Annotated in this window: 19 protein-coding genes; 13 read left to right on the forward strand and 6 right to left on the reverse strand. The window is 63.2% G+C overall.

Annotation, left to right across the window (positions count from 1 at the left end):
* The first annotated feature begins 12 nt into the window (after positions 1 to 12).
* The 7 genes from rplU to ACFQ2F_RS02095 all read left to right on the forward strand — a co-directional run bounded on the left by rplU (position 13) and on the right by ACFQ2F_RS02095 (position 5,696).
* Complete coding sequence (gene rplU, locus ACFQ2F_RS02065; RefSeq protein WP_379084980.1) at positions 13 to 624, forward strand: 50S ribosomal protein L21; 612 nt, start codon at positions 13 to 15, stop codon at positions 622 to 624.
* Between the two features lie 28 nt (positions 625 to 652).
* Positions 653 to 907, forward strand: coding sequence for a 50S ribosomal protein L27 (gene rpmA / locus ACFQ2F_RS02070; RefSeq protein WP_069094616.1), 255 nt, complete (start codon positions 653 to 655; stop codon positions 905 to 907).
* 94 nt (positions 908 to 1,001) lie between these two features.
* Positions 1,002 to 1,532, forward strand: coding sequence for a GNAT family N-acetyltransferase (locus tag ACFQ2F_RS02075; protein WP_379084984.1), 531 nt, complete (start codon positions 1,002 to 1,004; stop codon positions 1,530 to 1,532).
* A 43-nt stretch (positions 1,533 to 1,575) separates the two neighbouring features.
* Complete coding sequence (gene obgE / locus ACFQ2F_RS02080) at positions 1,576 to 2,613, forward strand: GTPase ObgE (RefSeq protein WP_379084987.1); 1,038 nt, start codon at positions 1,576 to 1,578, stop codon at positions 2,611 to 2,613.
* Positions 2,601 to 3,758, forward strand: coding sequence for a glutamate 5-kinase (proB, locus tag ACFQ2F_RS02085; RefSeq protein ID WP_379084990.1), 1,158 nt, complete (start codon positions 2,601 to 2,603; stop codon positions 3,756 to 3,758). Before obgE ends, proB begins: the two co-directional genes overlap by 13 nt.
* Positions 3,755 to 5,050 (forward strand): glutamate-5-semialdehyde dehydrogenase, encoded by a 1,296-nt coding sequence (locus ACFQ2F_RS02090; protein ID WP_379084994.1) that lies wholly within the window; start codon positions 3,755 to 3,757, stop codon positions 5,048 to 5,050. The genes proB and ACFQ2F_RS02090 overlap by 4 nt, the downstream gene beginning before the upstream one ends.
* A 13-nt stretch (positions 5,051 to 5,063) precedes the next feature.
* Positions 5,064 to 5,696: a nicotinate-nucleotide adenylyltransferase gene (locus tag ACFQ2F_RS02095; RefSeq protein WP_379084997.1), complete on the forward strand. Its 633-nt coding sequence runs from the start codon at positions 5,064 to 5,066 to the stop codon at positions 5,694 to 5,696.
* On the opposite strand, the gene ACFQ2F_RS02100 is transcribed toward ACFQ2F_RS02095, so the two are convergent.
* Both ACFQ2F_RS02100 and ACFQ2F_RS02105 read right to left on the reverse strand, forming a co-directional pair.
* Entirely contained in the window at positions 5,690 to 6,760 is a 1,071-nt protein-coding gene (locus tag ACFQ2F_RS02100; RefSeq protein WP_379084999.1) for a hypothetical protein, read from the reverse strand. The genes ACFQ2F_RS02095 and ACFQ2F_RS02100 overlap by 7 nt on opposite strands.
* Positions 6,761 to 6,853: 93 nt before the next feature.
* A complete protein-coding gene (locus ACFQ2F_RS02105; protein ID WP_379085002.1) occupies positions 6,854 to 7,315 on the reverse strand; it encodes a thermonuclease family protein in 462 nt (153 codons plus the stop codon).
* 266 nt (positions 7,316 to 7,581) lie between these two features.
* Here ACFQ2F_RS02105 and rsfS point away from each other — a divergent pair, with 266 nt between their 5' ends.
* The 6 genes from rsfS to ACFQ2F_RS02135 all read left to right on the forward strand — a co-directional run bounded on the left by rsfS (position 7,582) and on the right by ACFQ2F_RS02135 (position 13,237).
* A complete protein-coding gene (gene rsfS / locus ACFQ2F_RS02110) occupies positions 7,582 to 8,010 on the forward strand; it encodes a ribosome silencing factor (protein WP_379090562.1) in 429 nt (142 codons plus the stop codon).
* A 43-nt stretch (positions 8,011 to 8,053) separates the two neighbouring features.
* Entirely contained in the window at positions 8,054 to 8,539 is a 486-nt protein-coding gene (rlmH, locus tag ACFQ2F_RS02115; protein WP_379085005.1) for a 23S rRNA (pseudouridine(1915)-N(3))-methyltransferase RlmH, read from the forward strand.
* 166 nt (positions 8,540 to 8,705) lie between these two features.
* Positions 8,706 to 10,100: a murein hydrolase activator EnvC family protein gene (locus ACFQ2F_RS02120; protein WP_379085008.1), complete on the forward strand. Its 1,395-nt coding sequence runs from the start codon at positions 8,706 to 8,708 to the stop codon at positions 10,098 to 10,100.
* A complete protein-coding gene (locus ACFQ2F_RS02125) occupies positions 10,097 to 11,476 on the forward strand; it encodes a S41 family peptidase (RefSeq protein ID WP_379085011.1) in 1,380 nt (459 codons plus the stop codon). The genes ACFQ2F_RS02120 and ACFQ2F_RS02125 overlap by 4 nt, the downstream gene beginning before the upstream one ends.
* Positions 11,477 to 11,594: 118 nt before the next feature.
* Positions 11,595 to 12,659 carry a divergent polysaccharide deacetylase family protein gene (locus ACFQ2F_RS02130; RefSeq protein WP_379085014.1) on the forward strand — a complete coding sequence of 355 codons (1,065 nt, stop codon included), beginning with the start codon at positions 11,595 to 11,597 and terminating at the stop codon, positions 12,657 to 12,659.
* A gap of 59 nt (positions 12,660 to 12,718) precedes the next feature.
* Positions 12,719 to 13,237 (forward strand): RNA pyrophosphohydrolase, encoded by a 519-nt coding sequence (locus tag ACFQ2F_RS02135; RefSeq protein ID WP_379085017.1) that lies wholly within the window; start codon positions 12,719 to 12,721, stop codon positions 13,235 to 13,237.
* A 6-nt stretch (positions 13,238 to 13,243) separates the two neighbouring features.
* On the opposite strand, the gene ACFQ2F_RS02140 is transcribed toward ACFQ2F_RS02135, so the two are convergent.
* The 4 genes from ACFQ2F_RS02140 to ACFQ2F_RS02155 form a co-directional block, all read right to left on the reverse strand.
* Positions 13,244 to 15,598 carry an efflux RND transporter permease subunit gene (locus tag ACFQ2F_RS02140; RefSeq protein WP_379085020.1) on the reverse strand — a complete coding sequence of 785 codons (2,355 nt, stop codon included), beginning with the start codon at positions 15,596 to 15,598 and terminating at the stop codon, positions 13,244 to 13,246.
* Between the two features lie 188 nt (positions 15,599 to 15,786).
* The gene (locus ACFQ2F_RS02145) at positions 15,787 to 16,191 is read right to left on the reverse strand and encodes a F0F1 ATP synthase subunit epsilon (RefSeq protein ID WP_379085023.1); all 405 of its coding nucleotides are present in this window, start codon (positions 16,189 to 16,191) and stop codon (positions 15,787 to 15,789) included.
* A gap of 2 nt (positions 16,192 to 16,193) precedes the next feature.
* Positions 16,194 to 17,645: a F0F1 ATP synthase subunit beta gene (gene atpD / locus ACFQ2F_RS02150; RefSeq protein WP_379085025.1), complete on the reverse strand. Its 1,452-nt coding sequence runs from the start codon at positions 17,643 to 17,645 to the stop codon at positions 16,194 to 16,196.
* Positions 17,646 to 17,663: 18 nt separating this feature from the next.
* The gene (locus ACFQ2F_RS02155; RefSeq protein ID WP_379085028.1) at positions 17,664 to 18,551 is read right to left on the reverse strand and encodes a F0F1 ATP synthase subunit gamma; all 888 of its coding nucleotides are present in this window, start codon (positions 18,549 to 18,551) and stop codon (positions 17,664 to 17,666) included.
* Between the last annotated feature and the right edge of the window lie 5 nt (positions 18,552 to 18,556).

The following is an 18,556-nucleotide window of genomic DNA, read 5'->3' on the forward strand; positions in this document are numbered from 1 at the left end:
CGAGATTTAGACATGTTCGCGGTCATTCGCACAGGCGGCAAGCAATATCGCGTTGCGCCGAACGACATTATCGAGGTCGAAACCGTCACCGGCGAGCCGGGCGAGACGGTCGAGCTTGGCGAGGTTCTCATGGTCGGCGGCGACAAGCCGGAAACGGGCGCGCCGCTGGTTTCGGGCGCTACCGTGGCCGCTGAGGTCGTCGAGCAGAAGCGCGCCGACAAGATCCGCGTCTTCAAGAAGAAGCGCCGGTCCAACTATCGCCGCACGGGCGGGCATCGTCAGCATCTGACGGCCCTGAAGATCACCGAGATCCTGACCGGCGGGAAGAAGCCTTCCAAAACGGCGGCCAAGAAGGCCGACACGTCGGCGAAGGTGACGGACAAGGCGGCCGAGGAGAAGGCTCCGGCGAAGACCGCCGCGAAGTCCAAGGCTTCGGAGACGAAGACCGAGACCAAGCCCGCCGCAAAGGCGAAGGCGCCGGCCAAGAAGGCCGCGACCTCCAAGGCTGCGGACACGGACGCCAAGCCTGCTGCGAAGAAGGCGGCTGAGAAGAAGCCCGCTGCCAAGACGGCAGCGAAGAAGGCTCCTGCCAAGAAGCCTGCGGCGAAGAAGTCCGACGACTAGGGCGTACGAGCGCGAGAAGGATTGAACCATGGCACATAAGAAAGCAGGCGGCTCGTCCCGTAACGGTCGCGATTCCGAAGGCCGCCGCCTCGGGCTTAAAAAGTCCGGCGGCCAGCACGTGATCCCGGGCAACATCATCATTCGCCAGCGCGGCACCAAGTGGCATCCGGGCGAGGGTGTCGGCATGGGCAAAGACTACACGATCTTCGCCAAGATCGAAGGTGTGGTCGAGTTCCAGCGCAAAGCGCAGGATCGCGTCTTCGTTTCGGTCAAGCCGAGCTAGGCCAGGCCCGCCCTTCGGCGCGGCCTGTTTTCGGTCGGCGCCGCAAGCCTTTCCCATGTGGCGCCGGTCAAGCGGCAGCCACCAGGAAAGCGCGATGAGACTCCAGACTTCCAGGCTGATCTTGCGCCCGCTCTCCATGGGAGACGCGGGCCGCATCGCGTTGCTCGCGGGAGACCGCGATATCGCGCGTATGACAGCCTCGATCCCCCATCCCTATAGCGAATGGCAGGCGGCGGAATGGCTGAAATCCGTCGCTGCGGGCGAAGAGGGCACGGTGTTCGCCATCGAGGCCGAGGGCCGGCTGATCGGCTGCACCGGGTATCGCTCCGACGACGGCGGCGAGACGGCCGAGATCGGCTATTGGATCGGCAAGCCCTTCTGGGGCAATGGCTACGCCACGGAAGCCGTGTCTGAGGTGATCTCCCACGCTTTCGCTACGGAAAGCTTCGATGCGCTGATCGGCGGCCATTTCGAGGACAATCCGGCTTCGGCGCGGGTGCTGGCGAAGCTTGGCTTCAAGCGCTGCGCAGAGGAGCTCCGCGCTTGCGAATCCCGCGAGGGCAAGGCCCGCTGCGTGCTTTACCGGCTGGCGCGGCCCGAAACCATGCGAGAAGCGGCCCGCTAACCATTTTCCGCTAGAAAGGCCGCTATCGACGCGGGATGACACGATGAAATTTCTCGATCAGGCGAAGGTCTATCTGAAGGCCGGGGACGGCGGTAATGGCTGCGTCTCGTTCCGGCGCGAGAAGTTCGTCGAGTTCGGCGGGCCCGATGGCGGCAATGGCGGGCGCGGCGGCGATGTGATCGCCGAATGCGTGGCCAATCTGAACACGCTCATCGACTTCCGCTACCAGCAGCATTTCAAGGCGAAGCGCGGCACCAACGGGGCGGGCCAGAACCGGACCGGGGCCGGTGGCGCGGATTCGATCCTCAAGGTGCCGCCCGGAACCCAGATCTTCGCCGAGGATCAGGAGACCCTTCTGGCCGATCTGACGGAGCCCGGCGAGCGGGTGGTGCTTGCCCATGGCGGCAATGGCGGGTTCGGCAATCTCCACTTCAAATCCTCCACAAATCAGGCGCCCCGGCGGGCCAATGAAGGGCAGGAGGGTGAGGAGCTGACGGTCTGGCTGCGGCTGAAGCTGATCGCCAATGCCGGTCTGGTGGGGCTGCCCAATGCAGGCAAGTCAACTTTCCTGGCGGCGGTCAGCGCGGCGAAGCCCAAGATCGCCGATTACCCCTTCACGACGCTGCATCCCAATCTCGGGGTGGTGCGCGCCGAGGGCCATGATTTCGTGCTGGCCGACATTCCCGGGCTGATCGAAGGCGCTCATGAGGGTGCCGGCATCGGCGACCGGTTCTTGGGTCATATCGAGCGCTGCGATGTGCTGCTCCATCTGGTGGACGGCACTCAGGAAGATCCCGTCGAGGCCTACGAGACTGTGCGGGGCGAGCTGGAGCAGTACGAGGCGGGGCTTACGGAAAAGACCGAGCTGCTGGCGCTCAGCAAGATTGATGCGGTGCCGGAAGACGAGTTGAAGGAGAAGGTTGCGGCGCTGAAGAAGGCGGCCGGCAAGGCGCCGATGCTCGTCTCGGCGGTCTCGGGCGAGGGGCGAGACGAGGTCGTGCGTGCCTTGAGCGAGGCGATCCGCTCCTGTGAGGCCGCGGCCAAGGAGGCCGCCACGCCCAAGCAGGGGTGGCAGCCGTGAGCGCGCGGGCCGAATGGAAGGAGGCCACGCGGATCGTCGTGAAGATCGGCTCTTCGCTGCTGGTGGACGGCGCGACGGGTCAGCTCAAGGCCGATTGGCTGGAGTCCCTGCTGGACGATGTGAGCGCGCTGCGGGAAAGCGGCAAGGAGGTGATCCTGGTCTCCTCGGGCTCCATCGGTCTGGGGCGTCATGCGCTCGGGTTTCCTAAGGGCCCGCTGAAGCTGGAGGAAAGCCAGGCGGCCGCGGCTGTCGGCCAGATCGATCTGGCCCATGCCTACGATTCCAAGCTGGCGGAGCGCGGGCTGGTGGCGGCGCAGATCCTGCTGACCTTGGCCGATACGGAGACGCGGCGGCGCTATCTCAATGCGCGCAACACCATGACCACGCTTCTGAAGGTGGGCGCGGTGCCGATCGTGAACGAGAACGACACGGTGGCGACGAGCGAGATCCGCTACGGCGACAACGACCGGCTGGCGGCGCGGGTGGCGACCATGATGAGCGCCGATTGCCTGGTGCTTTTGTCGGATATCGACGGATTCTACACGGCGCCGCCGGGCCAGGATCCGGAGGCGACGCGCATCGAGGAGATCCGGGAGATCACGCCGGAGATCGAGGCCATGGCCGGCGATGTCGGCTCGGAGCTCTCCAAGGGTGGCATGGTGACCAAGGTGGAGGCGGCCAAGATCGCCGTCGGCGCCGGCACCCATATGGCGATCACCAGCGGCAAGGTGCTGAACCCATTGTCCGCGCTCTCCAAGGGTGAGGGCGGGAGCTGGTTCCTGGCCCATGGCGATCCCGTCACGGCGCGCAAGCGCTGGATCGCGGGGTCCCTGGAGCCCAAGGGCATGCTCGTGGTCGATGCCGGCGCGGCGGAGGCGCTGTGCAACGGCAAGAGCCTGCTGCCGGCCGGCGTGAAACGGGTCGAAGGCCAGTTCGAGCGCGGCGATGCCGTCGCCATCCGGACGCTCGCCGGCGACGAGTTGGGCCGGGGCCTGGCGGCCTACGACCATGCCCAGGCGGCCAGCATGATCGGCCGTAAGAGCAGTGAAATATCGAAGATTCTCGGCTACCGTGGCCGCGCCGAGCTGGTCCACCGGGACGATATGGCGTTGAAGAGCTCGGCAGCGAACCGAAAGGGCGAATGATCATGGACGCGGCGGTGAAACGACAGGAACCGCAAAGCCTGGATGCGCTGATGCTCGGCATCGGCGAGGCTGCGCGGTCGGCCGCTCATGGGCTTGCGACGGCTTCCGAAGAGAAAAAGAACGCGGCGCTTCACAAGATGGCCGACGCGGTTCTGGCGCGGAAAGACGAGATCTTGGCGGTCAACGCCGAAGATGTGCGCGCCGCAAAAGAGCGCGGCATGGAAGACGCCTTCGTGGACCGGCTGACCCTCACCCAAGAGCGGATCGAGGGGATGGCCAAGGGTTTGCGGGATATCGCGGGCCTCGCCGATCCCGTCGGTCAGGAGATGGCGTCCTGGGAACGGCCCAACGGCCTGAAGATCGCCCGCGTCCGCGTGCCGCTCGGCGTGATCGGCATCATCTATGAGAGCCGCCCCAACGTGACAAGCGATGCGGGCGGGCTTTCCCTGAAATCCGGCAATGCGGTGATCCTGCGCGGCGGCAGCGATGCGCTTTCCACGTCCCAGGCCATCCATGGCGCCCTGGTCGAGGGACTGACGGCGGCGGGCCTGCCGGAAGCGGCGATCCAGCTCGTTCCTGTCACGGATCGCGCTGCGGTTGGCATGATGCTCGGCGGGCTGAACGGTTCGGTGGACGTGATCGTGCCCCGGGGCGGCAAGAGCCTGGTCGCCCGCGTGCAGGAAGAGGCCCGGGTGCCGGTCTTCGCCCACCTGGAAGGCATCTGCCACGTTTATGTGGAGCGCTCGGCCGATCTTCAGATGGCCAAGGATATCGTGCTCAACGCCAAGATGCGGCGAACGGGCATCTGCGGCGCGGCGGAGACGGTGCTGGTGGACCGCGCCATCGCCGAGACCCATCTGAAACCGCTGATCGAGACGCTGATCGATGCGGGCTGCGAGGTCCGGGGCGACGAGGCCGTGCGGGAGGCCGACGACCGGGTGGTCGCGGCGACGGAAGCCGACTGGCTGACCGAGTATCTGGCGCCTGTGGTGGCCATGAAGGTTGTGGCCGACCAGCGCGAAGCCATGGACCATATCGCGGCTTACGGTTCCCAGCACACGGATGCCATCGTGAGCGGCGATCAGTCGGCGGCCGACCGGTTCCTCACGGAAGTCGACTCGGCCATCGTGCTGCACAACGCCTCCACCCAGTTCGCCGATGGCGGCGAATTCGGCATGGGGGCGGAGATCGGTATCGCCACGGGACGTTTCCATGCGCGCGGACCCGTTGGCGTGGAGCAGCTCACGACCTTCAAATACGTGGTCCGCGGCAGCGGCCAGACCCGGCCGTAAGGGCCTCACTTCCTTGGTTGCTGCTCCCCGGACCATCGATCCCCAGGCCAGAACGCCCTTGGCCTTCCCCGGCATGCGCATCGGCCTGCTGGGGGGATCGTTCAATCCGGCCCATGAAGCCCACCGGCACATCACGCTGACGGCCCTGAAGCGGCTGCAGCTCGACCAGGTCTGGTGGCTGGTGACGCCGGGCAATCCGCTGAAAGAGCAGACGGGGCCTGGCATAGAGGAGCGGGCGGCTTCGGCGGCGGCCATGGCGCGCCACCCCAAGATCGAGGTCACAGATTTCGAGAAGGGTCATCGTTCGGCCTACACGGTCGATACGATCCGCTATCTCAAGCGCCGCTATCCGGAAACCCGCTTCGTCTGGCTCATGGGGGCGGACAACATGGCCGACATGCACCGCTGGAAGGATTGGCGGGCGCTGTTTCAGATGGTGCCCGTGGCGGTGTTCGACCGTCCGGGCTTCCGGATGAAGGCCCGGGCCGGCAAGGCGGCGCAGTTCTTCGCGCGAGATTTCGTCGATTCGGGCGATGCGGCGGGGCTGGCGCTCATGCACCCGCCCGCCTGGACCATCGTCACCCTGCCCCTGTCGTCGCTGTCCTCTACGGAAATCCGCCAGAACGGGCGGCCAGATGCCTATTGAGGAGTAAATTTGGTGAGCAACTCGTTGGGATTCACTTGAGGCTTCTCAGTGTCGGTGTAGTCGCCTTGATCCTCCTCCCCAACTAGCTCCACGATAATGATGGCGAATCCGTCTCCGGAAAGAACCTGGTAGGAGGTCGAAAATAGCGAATCCTCGGTCTGGCAGGCTCCGTGGGCCTGGAAAGCCATGCCTCCGTCTTCAGTGGGGGTCGGAGGCAAGCGTTTAATTGCACTGTTTTGCGTACAAAGCTTCGCCTGATCTTGAAGCAGGCTTACGAAGACGGCTTCACCAGAAATGCCAGTCCCAGTTAATACAGTCATCCCACCAACTGAATCGGCCCCATATTTCCAGTTGACGGGCAAGTTGTTGAAGTAATTCTCTTCTTCAGACGTAATTGTATACGGTAAACCTGCCTTACCCAGGTAGATTGCCGCAATCTCCATGGTTTCGGCCCTGGACAATACAGACAAGCTGGATTGAGGAGGTGTGGTGGAAGTTTGGGTTCCTGCCCGGGGGCTCCCGAATGCACCGCTGGGACTACCATCGAAAGCGCCCGCTTGTTGGGACCGTGCCAGACCAGCCTTGAAGCAATCCAGGGTTTTCATCGAAGCAGCGTAACTGCCCTTCAACGAAAACTCAGAGGTTCCCAAAGAGGTGATGATAGCTAGTCTATAGCCTCTCATGATCGAGACGAGTTTCTCGGGAGAGTGCCCAAAATTTATAAGAACGCCGTTGTTCAGCCAAGTCGCGGTTGAGGTTCCAATGGGACGTCCGTCAACGCGAATCCGAACAGGAAGGCTACCTGTCCGGCCTTTCGGCCAGCGGTCATTAAATAGGGATAATGACAAACCCCCGGTGTGATCTACGTTGATCATGAAGAAGGTCGCGTCTCTGTAAGCAGTGCCTGCGGAGCAGAATACAAAACCGCCGGTATCGTCGTCGAAAACCGCGCTTACGGTCCAGTTCCCCGCAGAGCCATACGATAACGTCTCAGCTCTCGAAGGCGTGCAGCCAAGACCCAGCAGTACGAGCAGTGAAAGTGCTGCGGCGATAATTTTTGACATCGATATCCCCCCAACGCGACATCAAGATTGTATTAATAATTTTTCTCAACCGCGAGTCTCTTCTGAAGTTTGTGGATGAGACTTCGTCATGCCTTATTCGGCAGGCGTAAGCGCGCTCTGCTTGGTGTCGCAGGGCTTGCCTTCGCCCTCGCCGGAATAGCGTCCGCCTGACATGCTCACCAGATCGCAGGCGAAGCCGTGCTTCACCATATCCACGGCAATGTCGCGGGTCCCGACGAAGCATTGCGCCGAAATGGCTTCGCCGTCGGTGGGCTTGCCCTTCTCGTCACACGGTGTGCCGCCCCCAACTTGCGTGCATTTGATGAGATTGCCGCCGAGAATGGTCATCAGGGCGTCGGAGGATTCCTGGAAGCCGTCCTCGCCCTCGGATGGCGCCTTGATCCCGCAGAGGTGGATTTCCTTGCAGGCGCGGCCTTCGCACAAGGTGAAGCTGTCGCCGTCGATGATCCTGTCGGGGAAGCCCAGAAGCGTGCCTGCGGCGGCCGGCGCGGCCGTCCCGAGAAGCAACGCAAGTGCCAAAAGTACCCGTACCATTGCCATTTCCTCCCATGCTGTTTTGCAACTTAAGCAACAGGCGGAAGCGGCTGTCAAAGCAATCGGAGACGCCGGTTTGAGGCGCGCGGGACACGGGTCGAGGGCGGTGGCGATCAAATCGTCATCCGAATCAACTATCGCTATTGAAAGGCCCCCCTGGGACATACTATCTTTGGGGTGTCTTCGCGGGTTTGCTTGGAGGGGCTAGTAGTAGCGTTCAGGCAAGCTTGGCGAGTGTGCAACGACAGAAGGATGTCTATCGCAAAATGCGCTCATCTAGTGAGGGTACCGAACACGGTGCTCCTCCCGCCGGGCTCAATCACTTCAGTGCGAGCTCGGGGCAGTTGCCAGATCCGGCGCGTCTGTTGAGCATTGTTCAGAATGCTCTCGACGACGCCAAAGCCGAAAACGTCGTAACAATCGATCTCAAGGGTAAGACCTCGATCGGCGATCACATGATCGTCGCCTCGGGCAGGTCCCAACGGCATGTCGGTGCTGTCGCCGACCAGCTGGTCAAGGCGCTGAAGCAAGAAGGCTTCGGCCGGGCCAGGGTCGAAGGCATGCCGCAATGCGACTGGGTCTTGATCGATACCGGCGAGATCGTGATCCATATCTTTCGTCCAGAGGTTCGCGAGTTCTACAATCTGGAGAAGATGTGGTCCGCCGACCGTCCTATCGAGCGGCTGGCGGTATAGCAGGCTTTCCGCGCACGCGGTCTGACCGTGGGGCGATAGCCCTATGATGCGGCTCCAGATCGCGGTGGTGGGAAAGTTGAAACGGGGGCCTGAGCGGGAGCTTCTGGCCACCTATCTCGACCGCGCTCAGGCGAGTGGGCGGGCGATGGGGTTCGGTCCCTTCACCCAAGCCGAGCTGGCCGAGGCGAAGCTGCCTGACGCGGATGCGCGCAAGGCTGCGGAAGCCGACGCGCTGCTTTCCAAGATCCCAACCGATAGCAAGATCGTGGCTCTCGATCCCGGCGGCCGCACGCTCTCCAGCGAAGCGTTCGCCGAGAGGCTGCGGGATCTGCGGGACGAGGCGGTGCCCGGTGTCTGCTTCGTGATCGGCGGGGCGGACGGGTTGGGCCAGCCGCTGTTGGAACGGGCGGATGAGACCTTATCTTTGGGTCCCATGGTCCTGCCCCATGGGCTGGCGCGCATCGTGCTGGCCGAGCAGCTCTATCGGGCCATGACGATCCTGGCCGGTCATCCCTATCACCGGGGCTAGGCGTGACTATCTCACGACGAGCTGCGGTTCTAAGTGCCTCGCTGGGTTAAAGAATGTTAACCAGAGTGCCTTGATTCTGCCCCAGGTCTCCGGTGAGGTCCGCCTCAATTGAAGCGTCTCGCCGGAAGCTGCCTTTCGCCCGCCTCCATCGGAACGCATTTCGCGCATGGCTGGTCCATTGTCCTTCGGGTCACGTATTCCCTCTCGTGTGGCGCTGATGCTTGCTTTCGCGCTTTCCCTGCTCCCGGCCTCGGCGCCGGCTCAGGACGAGCCGGAAAGCGGCAGCCCGCCGTCGATCGACGAGGAGCTGACCCGGGACGAGGCAAAGCAGAAGCTCGAAGCCACACAGGAAGAGCTGGAAGCGAGCCGGTCGCGTGAGGAAGGTCTCGCAGAGGACGTCGTCGAGCTCGCCAAGGAACGGGCAAAGCTCAACGAGGCGTTGATCGAGGCAGGCCGCCGGGTTCAGGCCAGCGAAGCGAAGCTGTCGAAGACAGAGGCCAAGCTGAAGGAGATGAGCGATCAGGTCGAAGCCGTCCAATCGTCGATCACCGACCGTCAGCGGACGATCGTCAAGATGCTGAGCGCCATGCAGCGCATCGGCCGGACGCCGCCGCCGGCGCTGGTGACCCCGCGGGAAGACGCGCTCGCCTCGGTGCGCAGCGCCATGCTTCTGGCGAAGGTGTTTCCCGAGCTGAAATATCAGGCCGATCTCCTCTCAGACGAGCTGGACCGGCTGGTCGCCCTGGAAGAGGGTATCCGCGAGGAGCGCGACCGGGAGAAGCAGGACGCCGAAAAGCTGGCGGACGAGCGCAACCGGCTGGATCAGCTGCTCAAAGCCAAGAAGCAGCGGCTTCAGGCCAGCCAGAGCGAGCTTGTGGCCGTGAAGGAGCAGGCGGAGGAGCAGGCCCAGCAGGTGGGCACCCTCGGCGAGCTGGTCGAAAAGCTGGACGAGCGTATCGCGAAGGCGGAAATCGCGCAGTACGAAGCCGAAATGGCCGCGGAGCAGGCGCTCCGGAAGCGCCAGGAGCAGCAAATGCTGGGCGGCGAGGACGATAATCTGATCGAGGTGAAGCCGGAGAGCAAGAAAGTGGCCTTCGCCAGCCCCGACCGCATGAAGCCGGCCATGCCGTTCGACGAGACCAAGGGCGAATTGCCGCTGCCGGCGCAAGGCAGCTATATCGCCAAATTCGGTGACGACGACGAGCTAGGCGGGACCCGGAAAGGCGTTTCGCTCTCGACCCGGCCCCGGGCGCGGGTCACGGCCCCCGCCGATGGCTGGGTGGTCTACTCCGGACCCTTCCGCTCCTACGGGCAACTCTTGATCCTAAATGCGGGCGGGGGGTATCATATTTTGCTTGCGGGCATGAACCGTATAGATGTGACCGTCGGTCAATTCGTTCTCGCCGGCGAACCCATCGCTGAGATGGGTGTGGCTTCCGGGAACGACGATAAGGACGGGGCTGCCTCTCGCCCGGCTCTCTATGTTGAATTCAGGAAGGACGGACGACCGATAGACCCCGACCCGTGGTGGGCCGAGCTGTCCGATAAGGTGCAAGGATGATGCGGAAATCCGAATACGCAGTGTGGACTCTGTTGCTGCTGGCGGTCATCGCTGCCGGCTCTGCGATGGTCAGCCTCGCCAAGAGCGAATCCGCCTCGGCGGCTAATTCCGAGATTTATCAGCAACTCGACCTGTTCGGCGAGGTGCTGGAACGGGTGCGGGCCGACTATGTCGAGAAGCCCCAGGACAAGGAGCTGATCGAATCCGCCATCAACGGCATGCTGACGGGCCTCGATCCCCACTCCTCCTACCTCAATCCTGAGCATTTCCGGGACATGCAGGTGCAGACCCGCGGCGAGTTCGGCGGGCTCGGCATCGAGGTCACCATGGAGAACGGTGTGGTCAAGGTGGTGTCGCCGATCGACGACACACCGGCGGAGCGTGCCGGCATCCTGGCCAACGACCTGATCACCCATCTGGACGGCAAGGAGATCCAGGGGCTGACGCTGCAGGAAGCGGTCGAGAAGATGCGCGGGCCGGTGAACTCGCCTATCGAGCTGACCGTGGTGCGCGAAGGCGAGGATGCGCCGTTCAAGGTCAAGATCACCCGCGACATCATTCACATCAACCCGGTGAAATACAGCGCCGAGGACGATGTGGGCTATATCCGGATCACCACCTTCAACGAGCAGACGACGCCGAATCTTCAGCAGGCGGTCGACGAGCTAAAGAAGGAGATCGGTCCCGACAAGCTCAAAGGCTGGGTCATCGACCTGCGCAACAATCCGGGCGGTCTGCTGGACCAGGCGATCTCGGTCTCCGATTCCTTCCTGAACAAGGGCGCCATCGTGCTGACGCGTGGGCGTAATCAGGAAGAGAGCCAGCGCTCCAACGCCCGGGACGGCGATATCCTGGACGGCAAGCCGATCATGGTTCTGATCAATGGCGGTTCGGCGTCCGCGTCGGAAATCGTGGCCGGCGCTCTGCAGGATCACAAGCGCGCCACCACCATCGGCACCCGCTCCTTCGGCAAGGGGTCGGTGCAGACCATCATTCCGCTGGGCGACGGTGCGCTGCGGCTGACCACGGCGCGGTACTACACGCCGTCGGGACGCTCCATCCAGGCCAAGGGCATCGAGCCTGATCTGGTGGTCGAAGAGGAGCTGCCTGAGGATCTGAAGAAGAAGGCCGAGGCTGCGGGCACCCGTGGCGAGGCCGATCTTCGCGGTCACCTGCGGAACGAAGGCGACGAGGACGCAGAGGAGGAAGCCTCCGGCAGCTCGGCCTATGTTCCGAAGGACAAGACCAAGGATACACAGCTGATTTACGCGCTGGATATTCTGCGCGGGAAGAAGACCGTCGAAGCCGAGCTGAAGAAGCAGGCGGAGGCGAAGCAGGCCAAGAAGGCTGAGGCCAAGAAGGCGGAAGCCAAATAGGCATGCAGTAGACTGTGCCGTTGTCTTGGCGGCGAGGAAGATTGGGCGCGGGCCGGGCCGATGAGGTCTCGGGTCCGCGCTTCACTGGGGGAATAATGCGCGGGGAGGTACGAGCACGATGAAGGCGTTGGCCATCACGGCGACGCTCGTGGTGCTACTGTTGAGCTTGGGCATTGCCGTTCTTGCGGTACTGCCTTCGCCGCAGCCAGGCGAGCAATCCGTTATCATAGACGTGGTGCCGGAAGGGCAGCAGGGTGCTCCAGAGGGCGGACAGCCGGCACCCGGCAACGACCAGCGCTCCGAGGTCGAGCTTCCGCAACTTCCGGAGCAGGAGACCGCCGGCCTGACCGTGGCCGGTGGGGGCAATACGAAAGAGAAGGCCTTGCCGCCAGCTCCGGCGGAAGGCTTAGTAGAACAATCCGAGTACGGACCCCTTCCGAGGGTCGGACAGAACGGTGAAACGCCGGCCAAAGCCTATGCAGCGCGGGTCCCGCCGGGTGCGAGCGCCGATCAGCCGCGGGTGGCCATCCTGATGGACGGGCTCGGCCAGGCCGAGGTGATCACCCAGGTGCTGCTGCATATGCCGCCCCAGGTCAGCGTCGCGCTGGGACCCTATGGCCGCGGCATGCAGGACTGGGTCGCCAGGGCCCGCGAGAAGGGACACGAGGTCTTCCTGCAGATCCCGCTCGAGCCACCCGATTATCCAAACAACGATCCAGGGCCCCATACGCTTCTCACCGATGCGGGTGAGGCGGAAAACCAGGGGCGCCTCAATTGGCTGATGTCACGCTTCACAGGATATGTGGGCGTGACAAATTATTTTGGGACAAAGTTCCAGGCCACGGAATCGGTCATGCGGCCGCTGCTCACAGAGCTGAAGGACCGCGGGCTCGTCTATGTGAGCGATGGGTCCGCGCCGGATTCGACCGCGCCCGGCATCGCCCAGAGCCTCGATCTCCCGTTCGGCGCTGCGGTCGTGCAGATCGACGGGCAGCAATCCGAGGAAGCCATCAAATCCACCCTGGCAAAGCTGGAAGAGACGGCGCGGGACAAGGGGACGGCGATTGCGGTCGCCGAAGCGGCCCCTGAGACCGTGCGGCAAATCCTTTTCTGGGCCGGAAAGCTGAACAAGAAGGGGATCGCGCTCGTTCCCGTAAGCGCGGCGGTTTCCGCTCGCAGCTAAACGCTCCAGCCCACGACGTCATTCCTTATTCAATTTCCCTCTGCAAACGTTTCTGCGACATGACAAACGAAACCAAATCTTCGCTGCCCTACCGGCCTTGCGTCGGTGTGATGCTGGTCAATGCACAGGGTCTCGTCTTCGTCGGCCGGCGTACGGACCGCCAGGACGATACGGAAGGCGAAGGCGATTGGTGGCAGATGCCCCAAGGCGGCATCGATAAAGGGGAAGAGCCCGATGTGGCGGCAAGGCGGGAGCTCTGGGAAGAGACCGGCGTGACCTCCGTCGAGTTGATTGGGGAATCCCGGGACTGGTATCGCTACGATCTCCCCTCTGAGCTAGTCGGGATCGCCTGGAAAGGGCGCTATTGCGGCCAGACCCAGAAGTGGTTCGTGGCGCGCTTCGAAGGCGATGAGAGCGAGATCGCTCTGGACGGCCGGCCCGGTCACGATGCGGAATTCGATGCCTGGCAATGGGTCGAGCTCGAGACGCTCCCCGACTTGATCGTGCCGTTCAAACGCCCGGTCTACGACCAGATCGTCGACGAGTTCGCGCCGCTGATCGCGAAGCTGCGCGCTTAGCACTTCCTAGGTGGCGCTCGCCTTTTCGGGGGCTGCGGGCGGCTCGCCCCGGAACCGGCTCATCATCCGGCGGATTACCAGGACGAAGGCTGGTAGCAGCACCAGATCGCCGATCAGGGCAGCGATGAGGGTCAGGGCCGCCAGCTTGCCGAACAGCCTGAGCGAGGGCAGGGACGACAGCACGGTGATGCCGAGCCCGAAGGCCAGGATGGTCGAGGTGAGCACGAGGGCCGGCCCGATGAGCACGGCCGCCCGGCGCACGGCGATCGCCGGATCCTGATCTTCGCGGTCTTCCAATCGCAATCGGTTCAGATAATGCACCGTCGCGTTCAGAGAGAGGCCGAAGGCCACGATCAGCGCCACGATGGAGGCGAATTGCAGGCCTTCGCCTGAGAGGGCCAAAAGGGCACCGGCCGAGAAGACCGGGAACAGTATTGGCACCACGCTCACCACCACCACGAGCCAGGAGCGGAAGATCAGGCCCAGGAACAGGGCGATAACGGCGATCTCCACCGTGAGGCCCATATTCAGGTTCTCGATCATGGAGGCGCTATTGCGGGCGGCGATGGCCGACAGGCCTGTGACCTTGATCTCAAACTTGGGATTGTCCTCCCGCAGCTGATTGAGCCGGGTCTCGAGCTTCTCCACCACGGGCAGCAGATTGCTGACATCGATATCTGGCACGCGGCCCGTGACGACGGCGGCATGCTCCTGCTCATTGATGAAGCGGTTGGTGAGATAGGCGGGCAGGATGCTCACATATTCCTGCAGCTTCTCCGGCGTGTCTTCGTCGGTCCGCGCCAGCCAGCGCTGGAGAGTTGCGATGGACCAGACATTGCCGACATCGGGCTCGGCCTGGACGGCGTCGTGAACCTCACCGATCAGCTGCAGCACATCCGGATCGTAGAGCGACTTGCCGTCGGGCCAGTCGATCATCACGTGGAGCGGGTTGGCGCCGGTCAGCTTGGCATCCAGCTGGGCGGAGGCCTCGACGGCTTGTTCCTTGTCGGGCACCTGGTCGGCCAGGCGATAGCGTGGCGGCAGGGTGCTGTAGATGATGCCGAGCGCCAGAACGGCGATCACGCCGAGGCTGAGGATGGCCAGAGGCCGTTTGACCACGAAGTCGGCGAGCCAGGCGCAGCCGTTCTTCAGAGCCTCCATGAAGGGATTATCGCGATCTTCCGAGATGCCGAGATGGTGATGCTCGCGGATCAGCAGGCGCACCAGCAGCGGCACGATGGTGATGCAGACAACGAACGCTAGAAGGGTGGAGAGCGCGCCGGCGATGCCGAAGGTCCGGATCAGGGCGGAATCGGAGAAGAATAGCGCCAAGAACGAGACGGCAGCTGTTGTGCTGGACAGCACGCAGGCCGGGCCCACCACCAGCAGGGCGTAGCGCGACGCGTCGATTGGCGATCTGCCCCGCAGCATGCGGTCGCGGGCCGCCACTGTGAGCTGCATGGAATCGGAGAAACCGAGCACCATGATCAGGGGGATCATGACGTTCAGGAACAGATTCAGCTTGAAGCCGAGCCAGCCGAACATGCCGAGCGACCAGACGATCGCGATCACGGGGGGCAGGGCGGCGACGGCCATGAGCGAGAAGCGCCGGAAGAAGGCGAACGCGATGACCGCGCCGAACAGGAAGCCCAGGGCGTTGTAGAGGTTCCGGTCGCGCTTAACCGCGTTGCGGATCTCAAGCTGCATGACCGGTGCGCCGGACATCTTCACGTTCAGGCCGCTGCCGTCGAGATCTTGCTTGGCGGTGTCCTTGATCTGCTTGATGACCGACTCCAGCCCCTTCTCGGCGACGATGTCGCGGTCCAGAGCCAGCAGGATCAAGGCCAGGGTGCCGTCGTCGGAGAGCAGCTTGCCCTTGATGATCTCGTTGTCGCGGACCTGCTGAATCAGTAGGTCGTATTCCTCGCCATCGGGCAGATCGTCGGGGAAGACCGGTCCCGGGACCTTGCCGGGCTCGGGCGCCTCGCGGGCGGAAAACAGCGATACCTGGCCTGCCATGCCGTCCACGAAGTGGAGATCCACGGCGAGATTACGCAGGGCGATGATGGAATCGCGGGAGAGCAGCTCCTGCCCCGTAACCACGATCAGCACATCGTATTCGCTGGAGGGAAAGCGCTCCGAGAGGCTTTCATAGGTCGTGAATTCGGGGCTGTCGGTGCGGAACAGCTCGGAGAGCGAATCGTCGACCCGCAGGCGCTGCATGCCGAAGAAGGCGCCGATGGTGATCAGGACGACGATCCCGACCAGCAAGAGACGAGGTAGGCTGAGAGAAAGGAGACCGAGGCGCTCGATCCCGAAAGTCAGCGACCGCCTTGGGATATTACTCGACTTCAGACGCATTCCGCCTCCGGCAGCGAACCGGGCGGCCGAGATGCGTCAGCATCTGCCCCCAGGCTCGTCCCTCCCCAATAGTCTGGCCGAGGTTATAGCAAAGGTTGGGCGGGTCCGGCCAACACGATCGTGTGGCCCAGATATCGTGTGGCTTGGGAGAGACAGTTGCAGCGCCGGAGCGCTGCACGTTTTTGTCTCTAGAGACCGAGGGTGGTCTTCACCTGACGGAGATAGTCGAGGCGGAGCTGAAGCTTGTCCTTCTTGATGGGATCTTCAGCATCGTTCACGTCTTCCTCGGCGTCCTGGATGGCCTGATTGAGTTTCTCGGCATCCAGATCGTCGCGGTTGATGGCTGTCTCGGCAAGGACCGTCAGGCCGGTCGGGTTGGCTTCGGCGAAGCCGCCCTTCACGAAATAGCGTGCCTCGCGGCCTCCGGCGTAGACGACATCCAGAAGGCCCGGCTTCAGGGTGGTGATCAGGGGCGCGTGGTTGGCGAGGACGGTCATGTCGCCCTCCGCGCCCGGCACCAGAACGGACTCCACGTCTTCGGAGACGAGGAGCCGCTCGGGCGATACCAGTTCGAAATTGAACGCTTCAGCCATTGCTACGCAGCCTCTGCAGCCAGCCTCTGGGCCTTTTCCTTGGCTTCCTCGATGGTGCCGACCATGTAGAAGGCGGCCTCCGGCAGATCGTCGTACTCGCCGGAGCAAAGCCCCTTGAAGCCCTTGATGGTGTCGGCGAGGTCGACGAACACACCGGACACGCCGGTGAACACCTCAGCCACATGGAACGGCTGGGAGAGGAAACGCTCGATCTTGCGGGCCCGGGCCACGGTCAGCTTGTCCTCTTCGGAAAGCTCGTCCATGCCCAGAATGGCGATGATGTCCTGGAGCGACTTGTAGCGCTGCAGGATCTCCTGAACCTCACGTGCCACCTCGTAATGCTCCTCACCGACGATGGCCGGCGACAGCATGCGAGAGGTGGAGTCCAGCGGATCCACGGCCGGGTAGATGCCCTTCTCCGAGATGGCGCGGTTCAGGGTGGTTGTGGAGTCCAGATGGGCGAACGAGGTCGCAGGCGCCGGGTCGGTCAGGTCGTCGGCCGGGACGTAAATGGCCTGCACCGAGGTGATCGATCCCTTATGGGTGGTGGTGATCCGCTCCTGCAGGGCGCCCATGTCGGTGGCCAGGGTCGGCTGATAACCCACAGCCGAAGGAATACGGCCGAGAAGCGCCGACACCTCAGAGCCCGCCTGGGTAAAGCGGAAGATGTTGTCGACGAAGAAGAGCACATCCATGCCCTCGTTCCGGAAATGCTCCGCAACGGTCAGGCCGGACAGGGCCACGCGGGCGCGGGCGCCGGGCGGCTCGTTCATCTGGCCGTAGACAAGCGCGCATTTGGAGCCTTCCGCGGAGCCTTCCTTGGCCGGGTCCTTGTTCACGCCGGACTCGATCATCTCGTGATAGAGGTCGTTGCCCTCGCGGGTACGCTCGCCGACGCCGGCGAACACGGAGTAACCGCCGTGGGCCTTCGCGACGTTGTTGATGAGCTCCTGGATGAGCACGGTCTTGCCCACGCCGGCGCCGCCGAACAGGCCAATCTTACCGCCACGGGCGTACGGGGCGATCAGGTCGATCACCTTGATGCCGGTGATCAGGATCTCGGCTTCCGTCGACTGGTCGACATAGGCGGGAGCGGGCTGATGGATCGGGGCAGTCTGCTCGGCGCCGATTGGGCCGGCCTCGTCGATCGCCTCGCCGATTACGTTCATGATCCGGCCCAGGGTCTTCTCGCCGACGGGCACCTCGATCGGGTTGCCCGTATCGCGGACGTCCTGGCCGCGCACCAGACCTTCGGTGGAATCCATGGCGATGGTGCGGACGGTGTTCTCGCCAAGATGCTGGGCGACCTCAAGAACCAGGCGCTGACCTTGGTTTTCGGTCTCAAGCGCGTTCAGGATGGCCGGAAGATGCTCGTCGAACTGCACGTCGACAACGGCGCCGGTGACCTGACGGATATGTCCGGTCGCGGCTTCTGATTTGTCAGTCTTCGCCATGATTTCTTCCTTCGTCGTTTACAGCGCCTCGGCGCCGGAGATGATTTCGATCAGCTCCGTGGTGATCTGCGCCTGACGGGTACGGTTGTATTCCAGAGACAGCTTGTCGATCATATCGCCGGCATTGCGCGTGGCGTTGTCCATCGCGCTCATGCGGGCGCCCTGCTCGGAGGCCGCGTTTTCCAGCAGCGCCTTCAGGATCTGGGTGGTGACGTTGAGGGGCAGGAGATCGGCCAGGATCTCTTCCTCGTCCGGCTCGTATTCATAGACCGCGCCCTTGAGCTGCTCCTCCATGGAGGGAGCATCTTCGGGGATCTGAGCCGGAATTATCTGCTGAGCGGTCGGGATCTGGCTGATCACCGACTTGAACTCCGAATAGAACAGAGTGACGACGTCGAACTCGCCTGCTTCGAACCGGGAAAGGGCCTTCTGGGCAATGCTCTCGGCGTGGACGAAGCCAACATTCTTGGCTTCGCGGAGCTCGATCACCTCGATGATCTTGTCGCCATGGTCCCGGCGCAGCTGATCGAAGCCCTTCTTGCCGACACAGATGATTTTCACATCCTTGCCGGCGGCAAGGAGCTTATTCAGATGCTCGCGCGCCTTCTTGACGATGGAGGAGTTGAAGCCGCCACACAGACCGCGATCCGCGGTGCACACGATAAGAAGATGACTCTGGTCACTGCCGGTGCCGACCATGAGGGGCGGACCGCCTTCCTGGCCTTTCAGCGCATTTGCGAGATTGGCCAGCACAGCTTCCATGCGCTCGGCATAGGGCCGTGCGTTCTGGGCAGCCTCCTCGGCGCGGCGGAGCTTGGCCGCCGCCACCATCTGCATGGCCTTGGTGATCTTTTGCGTCGCCTTGACGCTCGAGATCCGGTTTTTGAGATCCTTTAGGGATGCCATTTTCT

The organism is Methyloligella solikamskensis, assembly GCF_042676065.1.
In the GTDB taxonomy this organism is placed as follows: Bacteria; Pseudomonadota; Alphaproteobacteria; order Rhizobiales; family Methyloligellaceae; genus Methyloligella; species Methyloligella solikamskensis.